At 57.2% G+C, this 21236-nt stretch carries 15 protein-coding genes and 2 pseudogenes; 11 read left to right on the top strand and 6 right to left on the bottom strand.

Annotation, left to right across the window (positions count from 1 at the left end; genetic code table 11):
• The first annotated feature begins 65 nt into the window (after positions 1–65).
• The gene (locus tag EL098_RS11510) at positions 66–746 is read left to right on the top strand and encodes an ArsR/SmtB family transcription factor (RefSeq protein WP_126356335.1); all 681 of its coding nucleotides are present in this window, start codon (positions 66–68) and stop codon (positions 744–746) included.
• Between the two features lie 85 nt (positions 747–831).
• Here EL098_RS11510 and EL098_RS11505 read toward each other — a convergent pair whose 3' ends face one another.
• A complete protein-coding gene (locus EL098_RS11505) occupies positions 832–1749 on the bottom strand; it encodes a bestrophin family protein (protein ID WP_126356334.1) in 918 nt (305 codons plus the stop codon).
• Positions 1750–2022: 273 nt separating this feature from the next.
• On the opposite strand from EL098_RS11505, the gene EL098_RS11500 reads away from it, so the two are divergent.
• Together EL098_RS11500 and EL098_RS11495 are read left to right on the top strand one after the other, a co-directional pair.
• A complete protein-coding gene (locus EL098_RS11500) occupies positions 2023–3360 on the top strand; it encodes an esterase-like activity of phytase family protein (RefSeq protein WP_126356333.1) in 1338 nt (445 codons plus the stop codon).
• 142 nt (positions 3361–3502) lie between these two features.
• Positions 3503–4261 (top strand): alpha/beta fold hydrolase, encoded by a 759-nt coding sequence (locus EL098_RS11495; RefSeq protein ID WP_126356332.1) that lies wholly within the window; start codon positions 3503–3505, stop codon positions 4259–4261.
• Positions 4262–4296: 35 nt separating this feature from the next.
• On the opposite strand, the gene EL098_RS11490 is transcribed toward EL098_RS11495, so the two are convergent.
• The 4 genes from EL098_RS11490 to EL098_RS11475 all read right to left on the bottom strand — a co-directional run bounded on the left by EL098_RS11490 (position 4297) and on the right by EL098_RS11475 (position 12915).
• The gene (locus tag EL098_RS11490; RefSeq protein WP_126356331.1) at positions 4297–6027 is read right to left on the bottom strand and encodes an ABC-F family ATP-binding cassette domain-containing protein; all 1731 of its coding nucleotides are present in this window, start codon (positions 6025–6027) and stop codon (positions 4297–4299) included.
• Positions 6028–6421: 394 nt separating this feature from the next.
• Positions 6422–8449, bottom strand: a complete 2028-nt coding sequence (locus tag EL098_RS11485; RefSeq protein WP_232012435.1) for a virulence factor SrfC family protein — start codon at positions 8447–8449, stop codon at positions 6422–6424.
• Positions 8450–8560: 111 nt separating this feature from the next.
• Positions 8561–11533: a virulence factor SrfB gene (locus EL098_RS11480; RefSeq protein WP_126356330.1), complete on the bottom strand. Its 2973-nt coding sequence runs from the start codon at positions 11531–11533 to the stop codon at positions 8561–8563.
• A gap of 2 nt (positions 11534–11535) precedes the next feature.
• Positions 11536–12915, bottom strand: a complete 1380-nt coding sequence (locus EL098_RS11475) for an SrfA family protein (RefSeq protein ID WP_126356329.1) — start codon at positions 12913–12915, stop codon at positions 11536–11538.
• Between the two features lie 268 nt (positions 12916–13183).
• Here EL098_RS11475 and EL098_RS11470 point away from each other — a divergent pair, with 268 nt between their 5' ends.
• The 4 genes from EL098_RS11470 (at position 13184) to EL098_RS11455 (ending at position 16502) form a co-directional block, all read left to right on the top strand.
• Entirely contained in the window at positions 13184–13735 is a 552-nt protein-coding gene (locus EL098_RS11470; protein WP_126356328.1) for a flavodoxin family protein, read from the top strand.
• 147 nt (positions 13736–13882) lie between these two features.
• On the top strand, positions 13883–14341 hold the full coding sequence (locus EL098_RS11465) for a MarR family winged helix-turn-helix transcriptional regulator (protein WP_126356327.1): 459 nt from the start codon (positions 13883–13885) through the stop codon (positions 14339–14341).
• A gap of 48 nt (positions 14342–14389) precedes the next feature.
• Positions 14390–15451 (top strand): HlyD family secretion protein, encoded by a 1062-nt coding sequence (locus EL098_RS11460; protein ID WP_126356326.1) that lies wholly within the window; start codon positions 14390–14392, stop codon positions 15449–15451.
• Positions 15441–16502 (top strand): DUF2955 domain-containing protein, encoded by a 1062-nt coding sequence (locus tag EL098_RS11455; RefSeq protein ID WP_126356325.1) that lies wholly within the window; start codon positions 15441–15443, stop codon positions 16500–16502. Before EL098_RS11460 ends, EL098_RS11455 begins: the two co-directional genes overlap by 11 nt.
• A 2-nt stretch (positions 16503–16504) precedes the next feature.
• Here EL098_RS11455 and EL098_RS11450 read toward each other — a convergent pair whose 3' ends face one another.
• Positions 16505–17023 carry an Lrp/AsnC family transcriptional regulator gene (locus EL098_RS11450; RefSeq protein ID WP_126356324.1) on the bottom strand — a complete coding sequence of 173 codons (519 nt, stop codon included), beginning with the start codon at positions 17021–17023 and terminating at the stop codon, positions 16505–16507.
• 92 nt (positions 17024–17115) lie between these two features.
• Here EL098_RS11450 and EL098_RS11445 point away from each other — a divergent pair, with 92 nt between their 5' ends.
• The 4 genes and pseudogenes from EL098_RS11445 to EL098_RS11430 all read left to right on the top strand — a co-directional run bounded on the left by EL098_RS11445 (position 17116) and on the right by EL098_RS11430 (position 21224).
• Positions 17116–18315: an MFS transporter gene (locus EL098_RS11445; RefSeq protein ID WP_126356323.1), complete on the top strand. Its 1200-nt coding sequence runs from the start codon at positions 17116–17118 to the stop codon at positions 18313–18315.
• A 90-nt stretch (positions 18316–18405) separates the two neighbouring features.
• Positions 18406–19127: pseudogene (locus EL098_RS11440) on the top strand (glutamine amidotransferase).
• A 136-nt stretch (positions 19128–19263) separates the two neighbouring features.
• Positions 19264–20861, top strand: a pseudogene (locus tag EL098_RS11435) (ABC transporter substrate-binding protein).
• A 129-nt stretch (positions 20862–20990) separates the two neighbouring features.
• A complete protein-coding gene (locus EL098_RS11430) occupies positions 20991–21224 on the top strand; it encodes a DUF2526 family protein (protein WP_126356322.1) in 234 nt (77 codons plus the stop codon).
• The last annotated feature ends 12 nt before the right edge of the window (positions 21225–21236 follow it).

Below are 21236 nucleotides of genomic sequence, written 5' to 3'. Positions count from 1 at the left end.
TCCTTATTGTTGTCGTGCTAACCCTAATTCACCTCCGGACAGGACGCTTCGCTGAGCATCGAAATATGGAAACACATTTTCTGGAATCGGGTCTTGCCGCCGTCGCCGCTGCCATTGCAGATAAAACACGCGCCAGTATGCTTTGCGCGCTGATGGATGGCCGGGCCTGGACCGCAACCGAATTAAGTATTATGGCCGGGGTGGCGCCATCCACCGCCAGCAGTCACCTGGCAAAGCTGATGGAACAATCGTTGATTGCCTGCGTACAGCAGGGGCGGCACCGCTACTACCGACTTTATAGCGGCCAGATTGCCAGCGCGCTGGAAGGGTTAATGGGGCTGGTTGGGCGCGATAACATGACCATGCGCACAAAAACCCCCGCCAATCTTCGCTACGCCAGAACCTGCTATGACCATATGGCGGGAGAAATTGCGGTTGAGCTACACGATGCGCTGTTTCGTCTTAACTGGCTGGAAGGTGAAGAATATTCCGTGACTGCCCACGGCAAAGAGCAGCTGCTGCTCCTTGGTGTAAATACGGAAACAGGCTCATCACGCCGCCGCTACGCCTGCGGCTGCCTGGACTGGAGCGAAAGGCGCGAACATCTGGGCGGTCAGTTAGGCAAGGCGCTGCTGCATGCCTGCGAGCAAAAAGGGTGGATGCGGCGGGATTTGGTTAGCCGCGAGCTGCACCTGTCTGAGAGCGGTAAGCGCAAGCTGGCGGCGACTTTTGGTGTGGCGTTTTGACATTCACAGCCTCTCCCTAAAAGGGAGAGGAGATAAACCTTGCTCCTCACTTCCTGCTTATCCCCGTTCCGGGATAAGGGACAATCTAGCTAAGACGATAATGCCGATTAGGTTTCAGCGCTTCCGGTTTCTCTGCCTCACCGTTCATATCTCGCAGATCACGCTCAATGGCCACGCAAATAGCATCCAGCGGCAGGTCGTTATCTTCGGTGCCAAACGGATCTTCCAGCTCTTCCGCCAGCGAGTCGAGTGAGATAAAGGTGTAGGAAACGAATACGGAAACAAACGGCGTCATATAGTGGAGGTCGGTCACCAGGGCAAACGGCAGCATGATGCAGAAGATATAAACCGTGCGATGCTGGATAAGGCTGTAGGCGAACGGCATAGGCGTCGAAAGAATACGCTCGCAGCCGCCGGATACAGTAGAAAGTTCGTTGAGGTGGTTGTCAAGGCTACGCCACAGCACGTCAGAGATAACGCCGCGCTCGCGCTGCTGGTTTAACCAACCGCCCATCAGCATTAAGAGGCGATTACACGGCGCATGGCTTTCGCTTACCCAGGCCAGATCCTGTGGGGAAAGGTAGCGGCTAAGCGTTTCCTGCTGCGGTTTTCTGCGCAGCGTCATCCGCAGGCTGTGGCAGAAGGCCACCTGCAAATTCACAAATTGCCGGACCGCTTCAGGCTGGTCACCCGCCAGCGTTTTCACCTCGCGCAGTAAAGAGCGAGAAGTGATAGCCAGCTGCCCCCACAACAAACGCGCTTCGTTAAAACGTGCATAGCAGGCGCTGTTGCGAAACCCGAGAAAAATAGCGATGGCCACGCCGAGAATGCTGAACGGCGCGATGGTGAGCTTGATCCCGAGGGTTTCATACCACGGCAGGAAAAAAATTACGCTAATGGACAGGGCAAGATTCAGCAGCAGGCGTGAATAGATCTTTTCCAGTACCGAGCCGTGCCAGACGAACAGACGAGCCAGCCAGTGTTGATGTGGGCGAACGATCATGATGAGTAACAGAATAGTAACAAGAGGCTGTATTTAACGGCAGACTGTGATGCAGATCAATATTTATCACCACGGATTGCTGACATGGGCCCCCCGAGCGCCTCTGGAGAGTCTTGTGGCGGGGATGGATATCCTGGAGGTGAGGTCCAGCGCAGGAGCGTTTTTTGTAGCTCGAAAGAATAGCCTGCGAGAGGCATAGCGCACAGTGCAATATTGCTGTCATCTGGCTATTTTATAACTCCGGTACCTCAATTACCGATATGTATAAAAACCATGAAATTAAAAATACTTGCCTTACTTTGCAGTGCCGTTTTCCCTCTGGCCGGTTATGCTGCGGATGTGCAGATTAATCGTTACGTTGTCACTTTTCCGCAAGGGGATAGCGTGGCCTATAAAGGAGAATATGCGGCTAACTTCCCTCATGGCTTGCCGGTAGGCGTGGGTTCGGGCCTGACCTTTATGGGCAAGCAGGGCGACGACCTGATCTTTACCACGGTGACGGATCGCGGGCCAAACGCCGACTCGCCGAAAGCAGGGAAAAAAGAGACAAAGATTTTCGCTAACCCGGACTTTACGCCACTGCTGATGACTATTCGCGTTGGCAACGGCAGGGCCGAAGCCATAGACGCGAAGCCGCTGCATGACGAGCTGGGTCCCGTCAGCGGCCTGCCGCTGCCGGAAGGGCTTATCGGCGCAACCAATGAAATTGCGCTGAGTGATACGCTCCATCAGCTGAAAAGCGATAAGCGAGGGCTGGACACCGAAGGCGTAACGCCGGACGGCAAAGGCGGCTACTGGCTGTGCGATGAATACGGCCCGTTCGTTATCCATGTGGATGCTGACGGGAAAATCATACAGAAATATGGCCCGCAGGCTGAACACGGTGAGCAGGGCGTAGCGAGCGGATTGCCGAATATTGTCAAATGGCGCCAGCCTAACCGCGGCTTTGAAGGCATTACCCGCATGCCGGATGGCCGCATTATTGCGGCGGTGCAAAGCACGCTGGATATTGACGGCAAAACCAAAAACAGCGCGCAGTTTACCCGTCTGGTAAGACTTGACCCGGCGACCGGTAAAACGCAAATGTACGGCTATCCGATTGACGTGGACGCCTATAAAAAAGCCAAAGATGCAAAAATTGGCGACATCGTGGCGCTGGATAACCACCGTCTGCTGCTGATCGAGCAGGGCGGCGACAAAAACAAACAGATGCGTAATCTGGTGTATGTTGTCGATCTCAACGGCGCGTCCGATCTGGCCAGTTTTGATAAGGAGAAAGCCCCTGAGTTTGATGACGCCGGGCAGCTGAAAGCTCGCGGCATCAAGCTGGCGAGCAAAAAAGAGGTTGTCGACCTGCGCAAACTGGGCTGGCAGCAGGAAAAAGCCGAAGGGATGGCGCTGATTGATAATCAGACGATTGCTGTTATCAACGACAATGACTTTGGCCTGCAGGCCGTGCTGGAGAACGCCGATGACTATCAGATTGACGGTAAAGGCCACCTGCTGAAAGACGGCGCGGAAGTGGCGACAAAAATCGTGCTGAAGCCGCTGGAAAAACCTGAATCGCAAAACGACATCTGGGTGATCAAGCTGCCAGAGCCGGTGAAATAACCTCCGCCATTGCTCCTTTGCCCTCTACGGTAAGGGAGCAAGCTGTTTATGCCATGCGGGCTGGAGCATTTAAGAGCAAGGAGTGGCAGGAAAATACGGTATACTGTATATAAACACAGTTATTGTAAGAAAGGGAATGCCAATGCAAAACTTCTTCTCCACCACGGCGCAATGCCGCGTGCGTTATCTGGATTTACCCGGCGGAGGCGTGCCGCTGTTCTTCATTCATGGCCTCGGCTGTGCGTCCTCCTATGAATATCCTCGGGTTGTCAGCGATCCGGCCTGGAGCTCCCGGCGCAGTATTCTCATCGACTTGCCCGGCAGCGGCTATAGCGACAGGCCACAGGATTACGGCTACAGCACCAGCGAGCAGGCAAAAGTCGTGGGCGAGCTGGTGGAGTATCTGGGACTAAACCGTTTCTTTCTTTACGGGCACAGCATGGGCGGCAGCATTGCCATCGAGGTAGCGGCTTCAATGCCTGGGAAGATAGCCGGCCTTATGGTGTCGGAACCCAACTTCCATGCCGGCGGTGGAATGTATAGCCGCATGATTGCGGCGCAAAGCGAAGAGGAATTTGTGACCCATGGCTACCAGAAAGCGATAGCGGCGAATGAAGCTAATCCGTGGTCAGGCAGCCTGCAAAGCACCGAGGCAAAAGCGGCCTGGCGCGCGGCTTCCAGCCTGGTTAAGGGCATTGATCCAGACTGGCATCAGCTTTTCGCCCAGCTAAAGATCCCGAAAACGCTTATTTTTGGTGAGCTTTCGCTGCCCGATGAAGATTTTACCGCCTTCCAGCAGGCCGGCGTTGCCACTGCGATTGTGCCAAGTGCCGGGCACTCCATGTCCTGGGAAAACCCCGCCGGGCTGGCACGAGTGCTGGCTGAGCAATGCGGTGCTTAAGAAAAAAGGCCAATCCCGGAGGATGGCCTTTACGTTTAAATCGCTAACTTTTTATTTAGCGCCTCTATCTCTTCACGCCACTCCTTTTGCAGCGCAGGTTTCTGGTGCTTTTCCTTACGCGCAATATCCTCCGCCAGCTTTTCTTCCAGCTCGATAAGCCGCTCCAGCAGCGCGTCGCTTTCGCGGTAATGCTCAGTGACGATTTGTTCGGGCTGAGGTTTCGCTTCGGTCCCCGGCTGGCCGGTTTCCTCTGCGGTCAGCAGGGCGTAAAGCGCGTCCAGATCGTGCCATTCGCTCAGCACGCCGTTATCCACCAGCCAGAAGCGGTTGCAGCCTCTGGCTATCAGCTCGCGGTCGTGGGTCACCAGCAGCACGCCACCTTCAAAGGTTTGCAGCGTTTCCGCCAGCGCCTCTTTGCCTTCCATGTCCAGGTGGTTGGTTGGCTCGTCCAGCATCAGCAGGGAGTAGCGCGCCAGCGTCAGGCCGACGAACAGAAGGCGTGAACGCTCGCCGCCGCTCAGCGTACTGACGGTTTGCTGATGGCGCAGCCACGGGAATCCGGCGCTAATTAAGGCCATTTTCCTGTCCTGCTCGCTGAACGGGGCGAAGGGCTCGAGTGCATCAAGCAGCGAGTCGCCGTCGTTAAGCTGGTGAAGCGTCTGGTCGTAATACCCCAGGTGGACGCGAGGATGGAGGCGAATGCCTTCCTCACGCTCCGGTTGCTGGTACTGCTGCCACAGCAGGCGAAGCAGCGACGACTTGCCGCAGCCGTTACGGCCGAGTACAGCGACGCGGTCACCGCTTTTTACTCTCTGCAACGGTAGAGAGAACAGCGGCTCGCATTCCGGCGCAGGCCGCACGCTGATTGCTTCCAGCTCCAGCAACCGGTCGGCTACCAGCGCTTCGCCCTTCAGCTTAAGCTGCCACTGACTGCCGGCAGTAAGCTCGGTTTGCTCATCCTTCAGCCGGTCGATGCGCTTCTCCATCTGCTTGGCTTTCCGGGAGAGGTCTTCGTTATCGTAGACCCGCCCCCAAATAGCGAGGCGTTTGGCGCTGGCGGTGATTCGGTCAATTTCCTTTTGCTCCGCCTGGTGGCGGTGGGCGTCGGTCTTATCCCGCTCTTCCAGCGCGCTACGCGCCTGAGTACATGGCAGCGCAAAGAAATGCAGCGAACGATCCCGCAGGATCCAGCTACCGTTGGTGACGTTATCCAGCAGGCTGCGGTCGTGAGAAACCAGCACAAAGCTGCCACTCCAGCCGCGCAGGAACTGCTCAAGCCAGAGTAACGTAGGCAGATCCAGGTGGTTGCTCGGTTCATCAAGCAGCAGCAGGTCAGGCTCGCCAATCAGCGCTCGCGCCAGAAGCAGGCGTGTATGCTGCCCGCCGCTCAGCGTGCCGGAAGCCAGCAGCCAGTCAGCTTCGCTAAAGCCCATGCTCGCCAGCAAAGCTTCCACTCGCCAGCGCTCGCTAATGCGCTGGTTTTCCTCAATTTGAGCCAGCACGGCATCGAGCATGGTCATCGCATTCAGGTTTTCAGGAAGGTGTTGCTCAACCCTTGCCGTCAGGCAGGTCGCCGCTCGCGTCACCGAGCCGCTGGTGGGCGAAAGGGTGCCGTCCAGCAGTTTTAGCAGGGTACTTTTGCCGCAGCCGTTATGGCCAATCAGGCCGATGCGGTCGCCTTTCTTCAGGGTAAAGGTGATGGACTCCAGCAGCGAACCAAAAGCGGTGTCGAGGTGCAGAGATTGGGCGGTTAATAAGGTGCTCATATGTGCTTACTCAAGAGTTATGGCGTGAAAACGCCTCGTCGTATAAAGCTGACGATAACCCGGTAAGCCCGAGAGAAGGGATTCAGTAAGTTTCTTCGCTCAAGCCGAAGTTATCGCAGCACGGAACCGATAACGCTTGAGCAGTGACGATCGCCAAAAGTATGCGAACGGTTAAAGCGCTCACAAGACATCATGGGGATCCTCCTTAATATTCGTTGAGTTAATGGGTAGGCGGATTGTAGCGGGAAAGCGAATGGGCTGCCACCTGCCAGAATTTGCTTCGAGTCATTTTAGTGCGGCGTCGCTGCTTACCCTCACCCTAACCCTCTCCCTGGAAGGGAGAGGGAATAGATCACCAGCTGTTTTCCCCCTTTCTCCTTTGGGGTGAGGGGCTTTACCCCAGCAGCTTCAACAGCGTCTGCCGCTGTTTCTCGTTGATATCCAGCGGGTTCTGATAGCCGATATTCTCCGTGGCTCGGGCGTAGAGCGCTACCAGCCAGTCGTAAACGTAGCTGGCGTTGCCGCGCGTTGGCTGTTCGCCCAGTTTTGTCAGGCGGCGGCTGATATCTGCCTGGGCAGGAGGCGCAAACACCGTCTGACCCTTGTTTACGCGGCTTGCAGGGCGATCTGCAACCGGTACGCTGGCGTAACCCAGCCACGCGATAAAGTCCCCCAGCACCGTACTGGCGCGGGAAATATCCAGCTCAAGCCCGGACTCGCCGCTTTGCATACTGCGTTCCAGCATCATCGGCACGTTCAGGCGGTAGCTGGCGACGATCAGGACGTCACACAGGGCCTGAAGCTGAATGCTTTCCAGGCCAAACTGATGCGCAGCCTCGCGGCGGTGGCCGAGAAGACGCAGGTGGTTAACCCAAAGCTGGTGTACGGCTCGGGCGTAGCTGATGGCGTCGCTTTGCGGTAACTCGTGCTCGGTGTTTTCGGCAAAAAGATCTATCTCCAGCGCAAAGCCTTCAGGCCTGGGCTGATGCTGCTGTTGATGCTGTAGCCAGCGCTGCTGGAGGGCATCGCGCGACGGCACAAGGCTTGCCAGCAGATTACCGTGCTGAGTGGCTCTTGCCTGCAGGGCACGGACTAAATCTTCGGCCTGTTGGCGAGCCTGCTGCGGCGTAACCTGCTGAGCATCGCTAAAGCGCCGGAAGAGGGCGACCGTCCGGGCGTCAAGCTCGTTACGCAGGGCGGTGATTCGTTGTTCCCGGCGGGGGGTGTTTAAAGCATCTATTAGCCACTCCAGCAGGCGATGCATATTCCTGCTGTCCAGCGCCTGCAGCGTCCCCCAGCGTTTGCCCGGAGAGCCGACCAGGCGCTGAACGCCTTCGTCGAGGCTGGTACCCAGGGTAAAGCGGGCGTCAAACGGTGTGATAGCCCATACCAGGCCCGGAAGGGCGCTATGGCCGGGACTTTGCGTATGGTCCACCCACCAGGACAGCGCTTTCCCGGCAGGCTGAACTTCACTGCGCTCGTTGACGGCATTGCAGACCAGCAGCGTATCTGGCTGAAGACGCGTCGTATACCAGGTCAGCCGCTGAGGGGGGATATCCAGTAAATCCACCTTTGGCAGCGCCGAGGGCTGGCTGAGAGTGAAAACGACCTCGGCACACAGCTGCGCAAGGTCATTTTGCGGCAGGCTTAAGTGTGAGCCCGGCAGCGATCCGGCCAGCGGGCATACCATCACGTCCGCCTGCTCCGGAGCGGCTTCCGGCCCGGCCGGGATCAGAAAACCTTCAGCGGGAAGCAGGAAGCTGTCCACGACCAGGCTGGCGGGAGCCAGCACCTGCTCAACGTTACCGAGATGCTGTAACGCCAGGGCCAGTCGCCGCCAGGTTTCCGTCAGCGCACTGTCCTCGCCCCACAGCAGGGCGAACAGCAACGCCCGATCCTCTACCGAAAGAGCAGGCGCAAGCTGGGCCATCTGATAACAAACATGTTCATCCAGGTGATTCTGACGACGCTGAAGACGGTGGTAGCCGCGAAGTAAATCGGCAGTTTGTTCGCTGGTCAGCCCCGGCTTTGGCACCGCCAGACGACGGCCCTCCAGCTCTGACAGCCGCAGGGTGACTGCGCTCGACGTCGCAAGACGAGGCGTCGCGGTTGTGTGGTACTGATTGATAAACTGCTGAGCCAGTTCGGCTTCGCTAAACAGCGTTAACAGCAGCGGGTAATTATCTACTTCCGGCGGCTGCTGCGCGCTAAAACGCACCGCCATCTCAGCTGGAGTGTGGCCTGGATTGATATGCGTGAGGTAGTCCAGACGCTTATCGCCAATCTGAATATCAATGCGGCCATTCGGGCTGCCCTGCAGGGTGTTCAGCAGGTGGTTTTTGCCGTCCAGAGCATGGCCATAAATGCCCAGCGTCAGCGGAGCCTCTTCCAGCGAGTGGATTCGACGTTGGCGTTCACCGATCTGCAGGAGGCTGACGAGCAGGCTGTCCGCTTCATTATCCAGCAGGGGGGGCGAAAGTGCGGGTCATCTGAACCCAGTTCACCAGAGGGTTGAGCGAGGTAGTTGGCTGCTTCATTTTTGGTATACGCTCCCGCTGTCTATCCAGTAATGCGTCGCCCCGCTGTAACTGCCTGCGAGGGTATTCAGTTTAAAACTCAGTTGATCGAGAGGGACTTTGCTGCCGTCCGAAAGCCAGGCTTCGGCCAGCAGGAACGACTCTGCCTCACGGGTTTGCTTCAGGCGAACGTTGAGTACGCCGTCCCCGGCTATGGCCTTCGCCAGCTGCGGCGAGTTAATCGCCAGCGTGTAGAGCGGCGTGGCTGGCCAGCGGGCGTTATCAAGCTGACGGAAGCCCAGGCAGGCGTTGCCGCGCAGCGGGAAGTGGACTCGGGTGTCCAGGCTCGCCTGCGGGCTGTCGAGATCGATATCCCGGTACCAGACATTATCCTCCAGCAGCCTGTCGTTGCCGTCCAGGATCCCAAGGTAGCGCACGGTGGAATAGGCCTGAATATCTGCCGCTTTAAAGTTGAAGCTCGGCAGACGCAGATCCATCGCCAGGCTGCACAGCATCGCACCCACAGCGGCTGTCGATTTCGGGTTACCAATCCGGCCCTGCTGGCTGAATGGATACCATTCGTGGGTCTGGTAGTTATCGAGCCAGACGATGCGGTTAACCGGCACCGGCTGGAGGTGGCGCAGTAGCGCCTGCACGCCAGGCAAACAGCCCGGTCGTCCGGTCACTAACAGCACGTCGCAGCAATAATGATTGATCACTTCGCACAGCGCCTGCAGCGGTGCGGTAAGGGTAAACTGGCCCGCCAGCAGCGCATCCTGCAGCGCGGCAATTTCCGCCTGCAGCGGCACGCTCATGATGTCAAACTGCGGCGCGTCGGCAGGCAGCTCGTGCTGCACGGCTTGCTGGACGTAATTGATTACGTTGCGGGTCGGCATCTGTGACAGGAGCTCGCCAAACGTCGCCTCCAGCGTGGCATCTGGTTCTTCCGGGTCGCTCTCTTCCCAGAACGAAAGCACCGCATGGCCAAGCGGAATAAACAGCTGTAATGCAGTTTGCTGGCGCAGCGTGGCGCGTGTGTCCATGCGGCCGGACTCCCCGAACAGCGTGGTCATCAGGCCAGGGGCATCGGCCACGCCCGCTTTATGGATATGGGCCTGCAAAGCAGGCAGCACGCAGCGCTGAATAACATCCAGCAAAATGTCATCCCCGGCGACCTTAAAACCTTCGCGGAACAGCAGACGCGGAGCAATTTTCACGTTGCTGCCGACGCCGTCATCCAGCTGATACTGGGTGATCGCCATATCGGTGGTACCGCCGCCGATATCAATCGACGCAACGCGCAAGGTTTTACCTGCGGGTTCGTCCGGCGTCAGCGCGCGGTCGGGGCGAGCGAGACTTTCAAAGAAGCGCCCGGTTTGCCCCGCGTAGTTAACCAGCGCTTCGTTATACAGCCAGACCAGCTGGCCGCAGGTCGCTTCGTCCCAGTCCATCTGCACTTCGGGGACCGGCACGATGCTTTTCTTTTTGTCGCGCTCCAGGGTAAAGCCTTCGTCCGTCGGGTGCCAGTCCATCGCTTTCCACACCAGGCCGACGGCCTCCTGCATACGCTGGCGGAACAGCTCGCGCTCCGGTTTTGGCATGGCGGAAGGCAGCGTCAGGATGAGGTTACGCAGCTGGCGAGGCGAAGTCGGGTGCCCCATGCTCTGGCGGGAACCGATGCTGTTGATCTGCATCAGCGCCTGAGAGAGCAGCTCGCACAGCATCAGGGTCATCAGCGAGCTACGGCTGTACTGCGGGGAAAATACCGGCAGACGCTCATCCATCGGCAGGGCATAGAGCGGTTGCCCGTCGTCATTCATCAGGTTCATCAGCGGAAAAGCAGTTGCGAGCGGCTCACGCTGGGTTTTTAGTCCCATCTGGCTGAAACGCCAGTCCTGGCTGGCTGGCGTTACGTCCCACAGATAGCGGCGCGGGCTGGAGATCCCGCTGGCGCCTTCGGTGCCCAGACGAGCACAGGCCATACGGCGGGCTTCGTCGCCGACGCGGGCGATAGAGGGCCAGACAAAAGCGTCATCGCGACCGCTCTCAACGGAGAAGTGTTGTTTGCCGAATTTCGCCTCGCTGAATTCGAGCCGGCTGGTAAACATCGCGTCGTTAATCAGCTGTGGCTCGCTCAGGGAACGGATTTGCAGCTCAGCGGTCTGGCGCAGGCCATCGTTCTCTTCGCCGTGATCTTCAATCAGCACGCCGCAGGTGTGAGTGTTGCCGACGTCGAGCACTAAATCTACGTCAATCGGAGGAGATTGCAGGGTCGCGGTAACGATCTTAACTTCCGGTACCGCAAGCTGATTGCCGATAAGCTCAAGAATATTGAGGTAGTGTGCCTGGTACTCAAACGCTTTCATGGCAGCCGAGAGGTCACGTTCGGTACGCTCTTCCACGCGGGTGGCGAACTGGCTAAACGCCTCACGCAGCCAGCCGTCAACCCAGGTCTGGTCGAGGAAGTCTTTGATCTCATGGTTGTGCCATGCCAGCGCAAAGCGGGTGCCGTTGCGCACGTCGCTTTCGGTTGGCGCGAGATGGGCCGCAGGATGATCGTCAGCGTATATTTTGCTGTCCAGCGCGATGCTAATACGTACGGTGTTGCCCGCCGAATCCGGTGTATCAAGAACCCGAACCTGCACGCGCGCCCAGTTATCCGGGCCGCCGACAAAGGTGCGGGGAGGGTTAAAGCGCAGGAAGGGCAGCGGCAGCCAGGTTTTGTCCATCACCCGCAGGGAGTGGCCCAGCGTAATGGTGCTTTCGGGTTTGACCACTTCTGGTGCGGAGCCGTTCTCCCCCGGCAGAGTGAATTTCCCCGGGACTACGTCGTAGTCGAGGCGTAAAAGCGGGCCGTTGGCCGTCTGGCGAACAAAACGCCCTGCATGCGCGGCGTTCATCTGCGGCGCAAGGCCGAAATCCAGGAACTGAATGCCGCTGTCTTTGATGAGCGTGACGCTCGGCTTGTAGTGAAAAAGAGTCGCCAGCATGATCAGTTACTCACTTTGCGGAAGGTGATCGGGACGACTTTGTCGCCTTCGTAGCGGCCTGTACATTCTGCGGCGCCGTTGCTGCCGGTTTTACAGGTAACCTCTGGCATCGGGTAACGGCTTCCGTCGCTGCAGCGTGCGCTACCGCGCGATTTAATCATCAGCGAACCGGACTGATGGAGGCCGGAGAAAACTTCGGCTTTACAGACGATGTTGTCGCCGTGAACCAGTCGTACGGTGCCTTTGTTGTTGGCTATCTGGTAGCGCAGGCTCGGCGCTTTGCCGGTGATCGGGTCGCTGAAATTAATTTGCGCGCGCCACGTCCCGTTGAGGAATTTGGTGGAGCCAATTTTCAGGGCTTCAGCCGGTAAAATTAAGGCATTTTTTGGCACGTCGGCCGCAACGGCAATGGGTTCTGGCTCTGGTGCTGCCGCCGCCGGCGCGGGCTCCGGTTGAGCTGGAGCAACAACTTCGGCGGGGGTCAACGGCAGGGTAGCTTTAGCCACCTCTACGGCCTGAATTGGCGCTGGCGCAATAGGCTTAGGCGGGACTTCGGCCTGGGCGATGGCCACCGGTGCAGTTTGGCTACCGCTAAGCAGTAGATAGCCCACGGGGGCCGCAATAGCAACGGCAATCACCGCTGCTACCGGCAACAGCCAGCGGCGGCGAGGTTTCTGTTTCACAGCAACAGGTTCGGGACGCTGTGCCGGGGTTTCTTCTTCGACCGATACGGCTTTGAGAGGCGTTGTCGCAAGGCTGTAAACCGGCGAGTCTTCGGATGCCTGAACCGCCAGCGGCGTTTCCAGCAGAGGCTTTTCTGGCTCGCTAATCTCTACCGGCAGGGACTCTGGCTCCGGCAGGGGTTCTTCCGGAATAAAGGTGATTTCCGGCTCGCGCGGCTCAGCAACGCGCAGGCATTCCAGCACATCTTCCCGTGCGCCCTGGTTCAGATTGACAAAGCCCCAGAAGGTGATCACCGGCTTGCCGTTCACCAGATAGACGTGCTGGCTGCCCGGAAACTGCAGGGCTTTTTCCAGCAGTGCGCCAAACAGGCGTATTGAGGTCTTTTCGGCCTGCTGGCAGCGGGCGCTGAGCGAGGCGACGTTAGATAAACAATTGTCCAGATAACGAAGGGCGGTGCGGCGTTCTTCATCGCTGGCGGCGGCCCAGCTGGTGACGCTGCCTTCCTGGGGGGCGTACCAGTCTACCCGGTCACCTTCGTCGTTTGGTTGGGGAATGGCCAGCGCATCGGCGACGGCCTGCTGTTTGCGAAGGCGTAAGGTTTCGCGTATCTGAAACGCCGAATCAAATACCGCCTGACCGTTTTCGCCCAGCGCGAGAAAGTCATCCAGGCACCCGCTGCGCAATAAAGTTTTTGCCACGTCATCAATCCTGCTGTTAACGGCTCACCCGAGAGCCATCTTCACGCTTTACAGTTTAACGAAGCGGCCCTAAGTCAAACGGCTGAAGAGACGGCAAAATGGGTAAATTATCTGGCTATTAGACAATGTCGGGCCGCGATACTTACCCGAGGGTAAGTCACTTACTGATGGGTAACTTCTTGACCCGAAAGAAAAAGAAAGACACGATAATCTTCGCTTTCACGGCCCGCGGGCCGAAGCTTTCCCTCTAACCATGTCGAGAAACATTATGGCTAAAATCGTTGTGATTTACTTTTCCGGGTACGGTCATACCAAACGTGTGGCAGAGCATGTTGCCCAGGGTGCAAATGCCGAACTGATTGCCGTTGACAGTAACGGAGATATCCAGGAGGCGGACTGGCAGAAACTGAATGAGGCTAAAGGGATCATCTTCGGCGCACCGACCTACATGGGCAACGTGCCGTGGCAGTTTAAGAAGTTTGCCGATGCCTCCTCCAAAGTCTGGTTCACTCGCGGCTGGCAGGACAAAGTGTTCGGCGGCTTTACCAACAGCGCCAGCCTCAACGGCGACAAGCAGGTGAGCCTGCAGTGGATGCAAACCCTGGCCTCCCAGCACGGCGGCATCTGGGTCAGCCTGGGTCAGCTGCCATCCAACACCCTGGCGGCAACCCGTGAAGACGTGAATAATCTGGGCGGCTCCGTAGGCCTGCTGGTGCAGTCTCCTTCAGATGCCAGCGCCGAGCAAATTGCCCAGGGTGACCTGGACACCGCCGTGAAATATGGCGCACGCGTTGCCGACGTTGCCGCTCGCCTGAGCTAACGTCCCCTTTCTTTGCCAAAGCGCCTGCGGGCGCTTTTTCTTTTTGAGTTCTCCGGCCATTCCCCTGATGATTTTCTGTTGTATTTCTCGGATAAATACTTATCATGATAATTATCAAGGTAACTATTTTATCCATTGGATGCTGCTATGCATGAAGATAAGTACGACATTGCCGGTTTTGCCGACCGCCCGCTGGGGATGCGTATGGCGATGCTGGTGCGCCTGTGGCGTGGGATCATTGATGACGCGGTTTCGTTTACCGGCCTGACGCAATGCAGCTGGACAGTGCTGATGCAGCTAAGCGTGTCGGGGGAGAAAATCACCGTGACGGATCTTGCAAGAGCGCAGGGCATTGACCTGCCGCCGCTGACCCGCACGCTGGCACAGCTTGAAAAAGAAGGCTACATCACCCGCATGGCGGACGAAAAAGATCGCCGGGTGAAATTCATTTCGCTGACGCCCTCGGGCAAAGAGGTGCTTAAAACCTTGAGCGAAACCATTGAGCGCTGTCAGAGCCAGGTCACCCACGGTATTCCAGCCCAGCAGCTTGAACAGCTCAGCCAGACGGTAAATCAGCTGGCGGCCAACATGATCAAGATTCGGTAGTTCTTAAACGCCAGGTTTGCTGGCGCATTTCTCATTTAGCGAGTAGTTATGACCCCTGAACAACGATTTACCCGCTGGGTAAAAGTGACGCTGGCGCTGTTTGCCGCGATGTTTTGCTATTTTCTTGCCGCCGATATCTGGGTGCCGCAAACGCCGGACTCCACCGTGATGCGGGTGGTGACCCCGGTTTCGTCTCGCGTATCGGGCTACGTGACGCACATTTACGTCAGCAATAACAGCGCCGTGAAGAAGGGCGACGTCCTGTTTGAAATCGATAATAAGCCTTATCAAATCCAGCTGGAACGAGCGGAAATCGACTACCAGCAGGCAATGCTGGATAACCAGCAAATCGATGCTCAAATCGCCGCCGCCCGCGCAAAAATCAAGGCCGCCCAGCTTGATGCCGACAACGCCGGGCGCAGCTATCACCGCTACAACGGGCTGAGCAGCGGCAACTTGATTTCGAAGCAGGATCTGGATACGGCCTTTACGCGCTGGCAAAGCGCGATGCAAAACGTGACTAACCTGCAGGCATCTCTGGAACAGCTGGTGATTTCACGCGGTGACCGCAGCGATCAAAACGTGACCCTGCAGAAGTACCGCAACCTGCTGAACGACGCCCGACTAAACCTGAACTACACCCGCGTAGTTGCCAGCAGCGACGGGACCGTCAGCAACCTGCAGCTGAAAGAGGGGTGGTACGCCGGGGCAGGCGCCCCTGCGCTGGCGCTGGTGAACGACAACCTGGATATTGTTGCCGATTTCCGCGAGAAGAGCCTCAGCAAAACTCAGCCGAACACTCGGGCAGATATCGTGTTTGACGGGCTACCGGGGCAGGTATTTAAAGCTCACGTAGCCAGTAGGGATGCGGGCGTATTACAGGGTCAGCAGGCGATTAACGGGCAGCTCTCCGCCCCAGAAAACTCTAACCGTTGGGTCAGGGATGCGCAGCGCATGCGTATCCATCTGCTGCTGGAAGAGGGTGAGATGCCTGACCTGCCGGCGGGTGCCCGGGCGACGGTGCAGCTTTACAATTCCTCGTCTGCTTTCGCTGCGTTTATCGGCGGGATGCAAATCAGGCTGGTGAGTTACCTTCATTATGTTTATTAAATTTATTCTCGGCCCGCTGAAGCGAAGCGCGCCGACGGCGTTCAGCGGCAACGACTTCCGCCATATGCTGCGCATCGTAATGGCCGGCTGCGTGGGGATGTTTGTCTACAGCTGGGTCAATACGCAGTACGGCGTATTTTATGTGGTTTACCCCATAATGCTTACCGGCCTGGTGCCCATTTTTAATGGCCATATTGCCCGGCAAATGATCGCGAACGCGCTGATTAACTGCGTTGAAATGACGCTGTTGTTTGCCGTTTTTGCTAACTATCCGCTGCCGATGACGCTGATTGTCTTCCTGATGTACATGACGCGTTTTTATCTGATGAGCCGGGGGCCGCTGTTTCTGTTTGGCTCGATGGGCGTGGTGTGCCTGAGCGTGATGGCGAACTTCCTGAGCTATCCGACCACCGACATGAGCGATCTGATGTTTTCTAACCTCATTGGCAGCCTGCTGGCGGTAGGGCTCTCGGCGCTTAGCTGCTATTTACTGCCGGACGTAGAACCACGCCAGCCGCCGCCTGCCATTCAAAAAGACGGGCCGCGCGTGATGCATGAGACGCTGCTGGCCTCCGTTACGGCAACCCTCTTATTCACCGTGTTCCAGGTCTACACGCTGAATGATTCACTTGCCGCGCTGATGGCGGGTATCTTTGCCCTGTTTCCCATGCACTTCCGGGGCGCGATTCTTTCCTCCTGGTGGCGCATTGTCGGGGTGATCGCCGGCTGTCTTTACGCGATTCTGGTGCAGCTGGTTATCTATGATTTCAGCCGCCACCTGATCCTGCTTATGCCGCTGATTAGCCTGGGCCTGCTGCTGGCCGCACGCATTCACGTATTTGAAAAGGTGGGGCCGGGGGTCGGATTCTCTATTCTGACGACCCTGGCGCTGATGTTCGGGCAATATATGCACCCTAACCAGGACATTGTCTTTAGCGCGCTGTACCGGATTTCTTCGGTCTCTGTGGCGATTATCGGCACGCTGGCCGTCACGTTTATTATTCACAAGGTGCTGAATAATTTCGCCTCAACGCGCTATGTCGTGAAATGACGCTACTCCTGCTCCGGCCAGGTACTGGTAATGCCCGGCTGGACAGGGCGCTCAAGGTAGGTCGACAGCACGATATAGGTTCTGGTCGCCAGCACGCCGTTGATCTCATACAGATGGGCGAGGAGAGCCTCAAGCGCTCTGGAGTCTTCCGTTCGCACTTTAAGCAACATGGAGGTGTCGCCGGCTACGGAGTGGATCTCTTCCACTTCCGGGTAGGCGGAAATGCGCAGCAGATCCGGCGTTTTCCCCCAGCCTTTGGTATCGATGTGGACGAACGCCAGCAGAGATTTGTTGATGGCCTTCGGGTCGATCAGCGCTGCCGTCTGCTGGATCACCCCGGAGCGCTTCAGGCGCTTAACCCTTTCGTGTGCCGCCGGAGCCGAAAGCGCGACTTTTTCTCCAAGCTCTGCATAGCTGATGGTCGCATCATCCACCAGCGCGCCTAATATTCTTCGGTCTGCGGCATCAATATTTCGCTCTGCAGTACCGTTCTGCTTAATACCGTCTGTTTCTTTTTTCATATCGCCTCTCGCTAATGACGCTGAATTTCATTCGTTTAAAATTGGTTTTTATCGAATTTAAGTCAAGTTTTAATCATTGTTCAGGAAGTGAAATGAAAAATAGTCAGTGTCTGGATCTGCATCCAGAGCCGTCTCTGTCTCCCGGCAAAGCCGTTTATGTGCTGACCGGCTGCGTCGGCGTCATCGGCGCTAACTCTATGGTGCTGGGGCCAATCGCTCCCTCGGTGGCATCATCCATTGGCGCGACCGTTCCCGCAGTGATGATGGCCGCCGCCGCCTTCGGGCTGGGCACTGCGGCCAGCGCGCTCTTCCTGGCCAGGCTTATCGACCTGGTGGGATCGGCCAGAATGCTCAAATTCACCATGACGCTGCTGGGAGCCGCGCTACTGTTTTGCGCATCAGCGCCCTCCGTAGGGCTGTTTATCGCTGCACAGCTGATTGCCGGGGTGGCCTCAGGTGTTGCGCTACCCGCGATTTACGCCAGCGCTGCGGCTATCGCTCCGCCAGGGCATGAAAGCCGAACAATCGGCAAAGTGCTGACAGGGTGGACGCTGAGCATGATCGCCGGCGTGTCGTTTTCCGTTGTTTTGGCCGAACTCCTTAGCTGGCGCGCGGTGTATATTTCGGTTAGCTGTCTGGCCGCGCTGGCGCTGGTTGCGCTCATTCGACTCAACATGCAGGATCGTCCTGCTGCGGGGATTGCGCCGTCGCCGCTTTCGGCTCTGGGGCTGCCGGGTATCAAGTCGCTTTTGGTCATGTGCGGAACATTTATGACTGCGTTTTACGGCCTGTACGCTTACCTGGGCGACCATCTTCATCAGGATCTCGGCCTGCCGGTGACGGCAAACGGCGCGGTGGCCATTGCCTATGGCGCAGGGTTTGGCTGTGCGGCACTGCTAAGCGGAATGGTAGACCGATTCGGTACAAAACGCCTGATGCCGCTGGTGTTGCTGGTGGCCGCGGGCGTCTACCTGGGGCTGGCCCTGTTTGGCGCCTCATTGGTGGGCGTTATACTTCTGCTGTTTGTGCTCGGCCTGGTGAATCACCTGGGGGTGAATTTATTAATTCAGCGCCTGACGGCGATCGATCCGACTAAACGCGGCACGCTGATGGGGCTGAACAGCGCCGTCACCTATCTGGCGGTATTCGCCGGCAGCAGCAGCTATGGTCCGCTCTATACCGACAGCGGCTTCACGGCAACGGCACTGGTTTCGCTTCTTCTGATGGCGATTGCCGTGCTGACCTGCCTGTGGCGTGACTTTGCCGGCCAGGGCGTGAAGGCCCTGAGCTGAGTCTTCCAGGTTATCGCTTTTTTATCTGAGACAAGCCGGGCCGTCTGTGCTAATTCTGGAGCATTCTATGTAGTTGCAGAGGTCCGAAGTATGAGCCAAAAATTGCCAATTTTACTGGTGCAGATGGGGCCGTCCCCCCCGAAGATATTCAACAAGCCGTGGGGGATCAGCCATCATGGTTTGAACAGGCTTTAAAACACCCGGATGTTGAGCTGCTCATCGTGCGGCCCTTTCTTGGCGAGCCGCTGCCCGCGCCGGGCGCCTTCCAGGCTGCGGTGATTTCCGGCTCATGGTCAATGGTGACGGAACATGAAGAGTGGAGCGAGCGCACGGCGGAATGGATAAAAGTGGTGGTTGCCGCTAGTACACCGCTTTTTGGCGTTTGTTATGGGCACCAGCTGATGGCCTACGCGCTCGGTGGGCGAGTGGATTATCATCCGCAGGGCAGCGAAATCGGGCAGCTACCGGTAACGCTTACCGAGGCCGGGCGAGACGATCCGGCGCTGAGTCACCTGGCAGAGTCGTTCCCGGTATTTTTAAGCCACGAGCAAAGCGTCCTCGCGCTGCCGCCCGGTGCCGTATGCCTGGCTTCATCCTCACACGATCCTAATCAGATCGTCCGCTATACGGCCAATGCGCTGTCGGTGCAGTTTCACCCGGAGTTCACCTCCGGGGTGATGAATAAGATTATCTCCAGCCGCGGCGAGCGGGCGGCGCTGAAGGGCAAAAATAAGCAGGCGCTGCTGAACGAGGTCAGTGAAACACCCGAGGCCAGAGCAATTTTGCAGCGTTTTATTTTGCCCGCAGCTTGAAACCCCATGTTAACCGCCACAATTGTATAGAAAAGGGGATGTTTGCCATTTGCTTGTCGTTCAGGGCTGTGCTGTTATTACTGTGAGTAATCATAAGTAGCTCAACCCTTTGGCAAGCAAATAAAAGGCAAACAATATGTCTCCAGGGAAAACTCTGCTCGGCCTGCTGCTGAGCGCACTCCTCCCCGCAGGTAGCGCGATGGCTGCGGCAAACAGTACGCTGGTCTACTGCTCCGAAGCCTCTCCTGAATCCTTTAACCCACAGATTGCCAGCTCCGGCCCAAGCTTTGTCGCCAGCTCGCAAACGCTTTATAACCGCCTGATTGATTTCAACCCGGAAGACAACACGCCAGTGCCGTCGCTGGCAACGGAATGGAAAATCAGTCCCGACGGGAAAACCTACACTTTCACCCTGCGCCAGGGCGTGAAGTTCAACAGCAACAAATACTTTAAGCCAACGCGCGACTTCAACGCTGACGACGTCGTCTTCTCCGTCATGCGCCAGAAAGACGCCAACAACCCGTACCACAAGGTGTCGCAGGCGAACTACGAATACTTTAATGACGTCGGCCTGGACAAACTCATCGTTGACGTTAAAAAGCTGGATGACAATCACGTCCAGTTTACCCTCAGCGAGCCGAATGCTGCGTTCCTGGCCGACTGGGGCATGGACTTCGCCTCTATTTTGTCCGCCGAGTATGCGGATGCGATGCTGAAAGCCGGCACGCCGGAGCGGGTGGATAACAACCCGATTGGAACCGGGCCTTATGCGCTGCAGGATTACAAAATTGACTCTGTGATTCGCTACGTCGCCAACCCAAATTACTGGAAGGGCGAGGTGCCGACCAAGCAACTGATCTTCTCCATCACGCCTAACGTGCAAACTCGTCTGGCGAAGCTGCAGAAAAATGAATGCCAGATTATCCCTGCGCCGAGTCCGGTACAGTTTGACGCCATCAAGGCGGATAAAAACCTGGTGCTTCACAGCATTGATGGCCTGAACGTCGGTTACCTGGCGTTTAATACCAGCAAGAAGCCGTTCGATAACGCGCTGGTGCGCCAGGCGCTAAACTATGCGGTGGACAAAAAAGCCATCGTTAACGCCATCTTTATGGGCTCCGGCTCGGTGGCAAAATCGCCGATCCCGCCAACTATGCTCGGCTACGACAAAGATTTGAAGGATTACGGCTACGATCCGGAAAAAGCCAAAGCGCTGCTGAAGCAGGCGGGGCTGGAGAAGGGGTTTGATACCGATCTTTGGTCAATGCCGGTGCAGCGCCCGTATAACCCGAACTCGCGCCGCATTGCGGAGATGATCCAGAGCGACTGGGCGAAAGTGGGCGTAAACGCCAAAATTGTCACCTTCGAATGGGGCGAGTATCTGGCCGGAATGCGTAAAGGGAACACTCTTCGGCGCTGTTTGGCTGGATGTCGGACAACGGCGATCCGGACAACTTTGCGGATACCTTGTTAGGCTGCGGCAGCGTAGCAAGCGGCTCGAACGTCGCCCGCTGGTGTGACAAAAACTACGATGCTCTGGTGCAAAAGGCGAAGCTAACCAGCGACCCGGCAGCCCGCGCCAAGCTCTACGTCCAGGCTCAGCAGATTTACTATCAGCAGGCCCCGTGGATCGCGCTGGCAAACGGTAAAACCTTCTATGCGACCCGCAGCAACGTCAGCGGCTATACCGTGAGCCTTGCCGGCAGCGATTTCTCTAAAGCGAAGCTGGATTAACCAGGTAAACCCTCACCCCGGCCCTCTCCCTGCAAGGGAGAGGGGGAATACGGATGCTGATTTTATTGTTCCCTCTCCACTTTTGGGAGAGGGTTAGAGTGAGGGGTAAAACAGGATAAGGAACACGCCATGACCCATCTTTCAGACGTTATCAGCCGCGTAGACGCCGCCATCGCCGCAGACGTTATCATCCCCATGAACGAACTGCTTGTTGAGCTTAGCGACGATGCCGAGCTGACGCGAGAAGAGCGCTATGCCCAGCAGCAGCGGCTGCGTATCGCCATTGCCCACAAAGGCAATCATCACAGAGAAGAAATTGAAGAGCGCCGCGAGCAGTTAACCCGCGGCGGTACCATTATCTAGCCGGGAGTTGTT

The sequence above is a fragment of the Cedecea lapagei genome (genome assembly GCF_900635955.1).
Taxonomy (GTDB): Bacteria; Pseudomonadota; Gammaproteobacteria; order Enterobacterales; family Enterobacteriaceae; genus Cedecea; species Cedecea lapagei.
The sequence above is the reverse complement of the archived record's forward strand: the minus strand, read 5'-3'. Positions and strand labels throughout refer to the sequence as shown.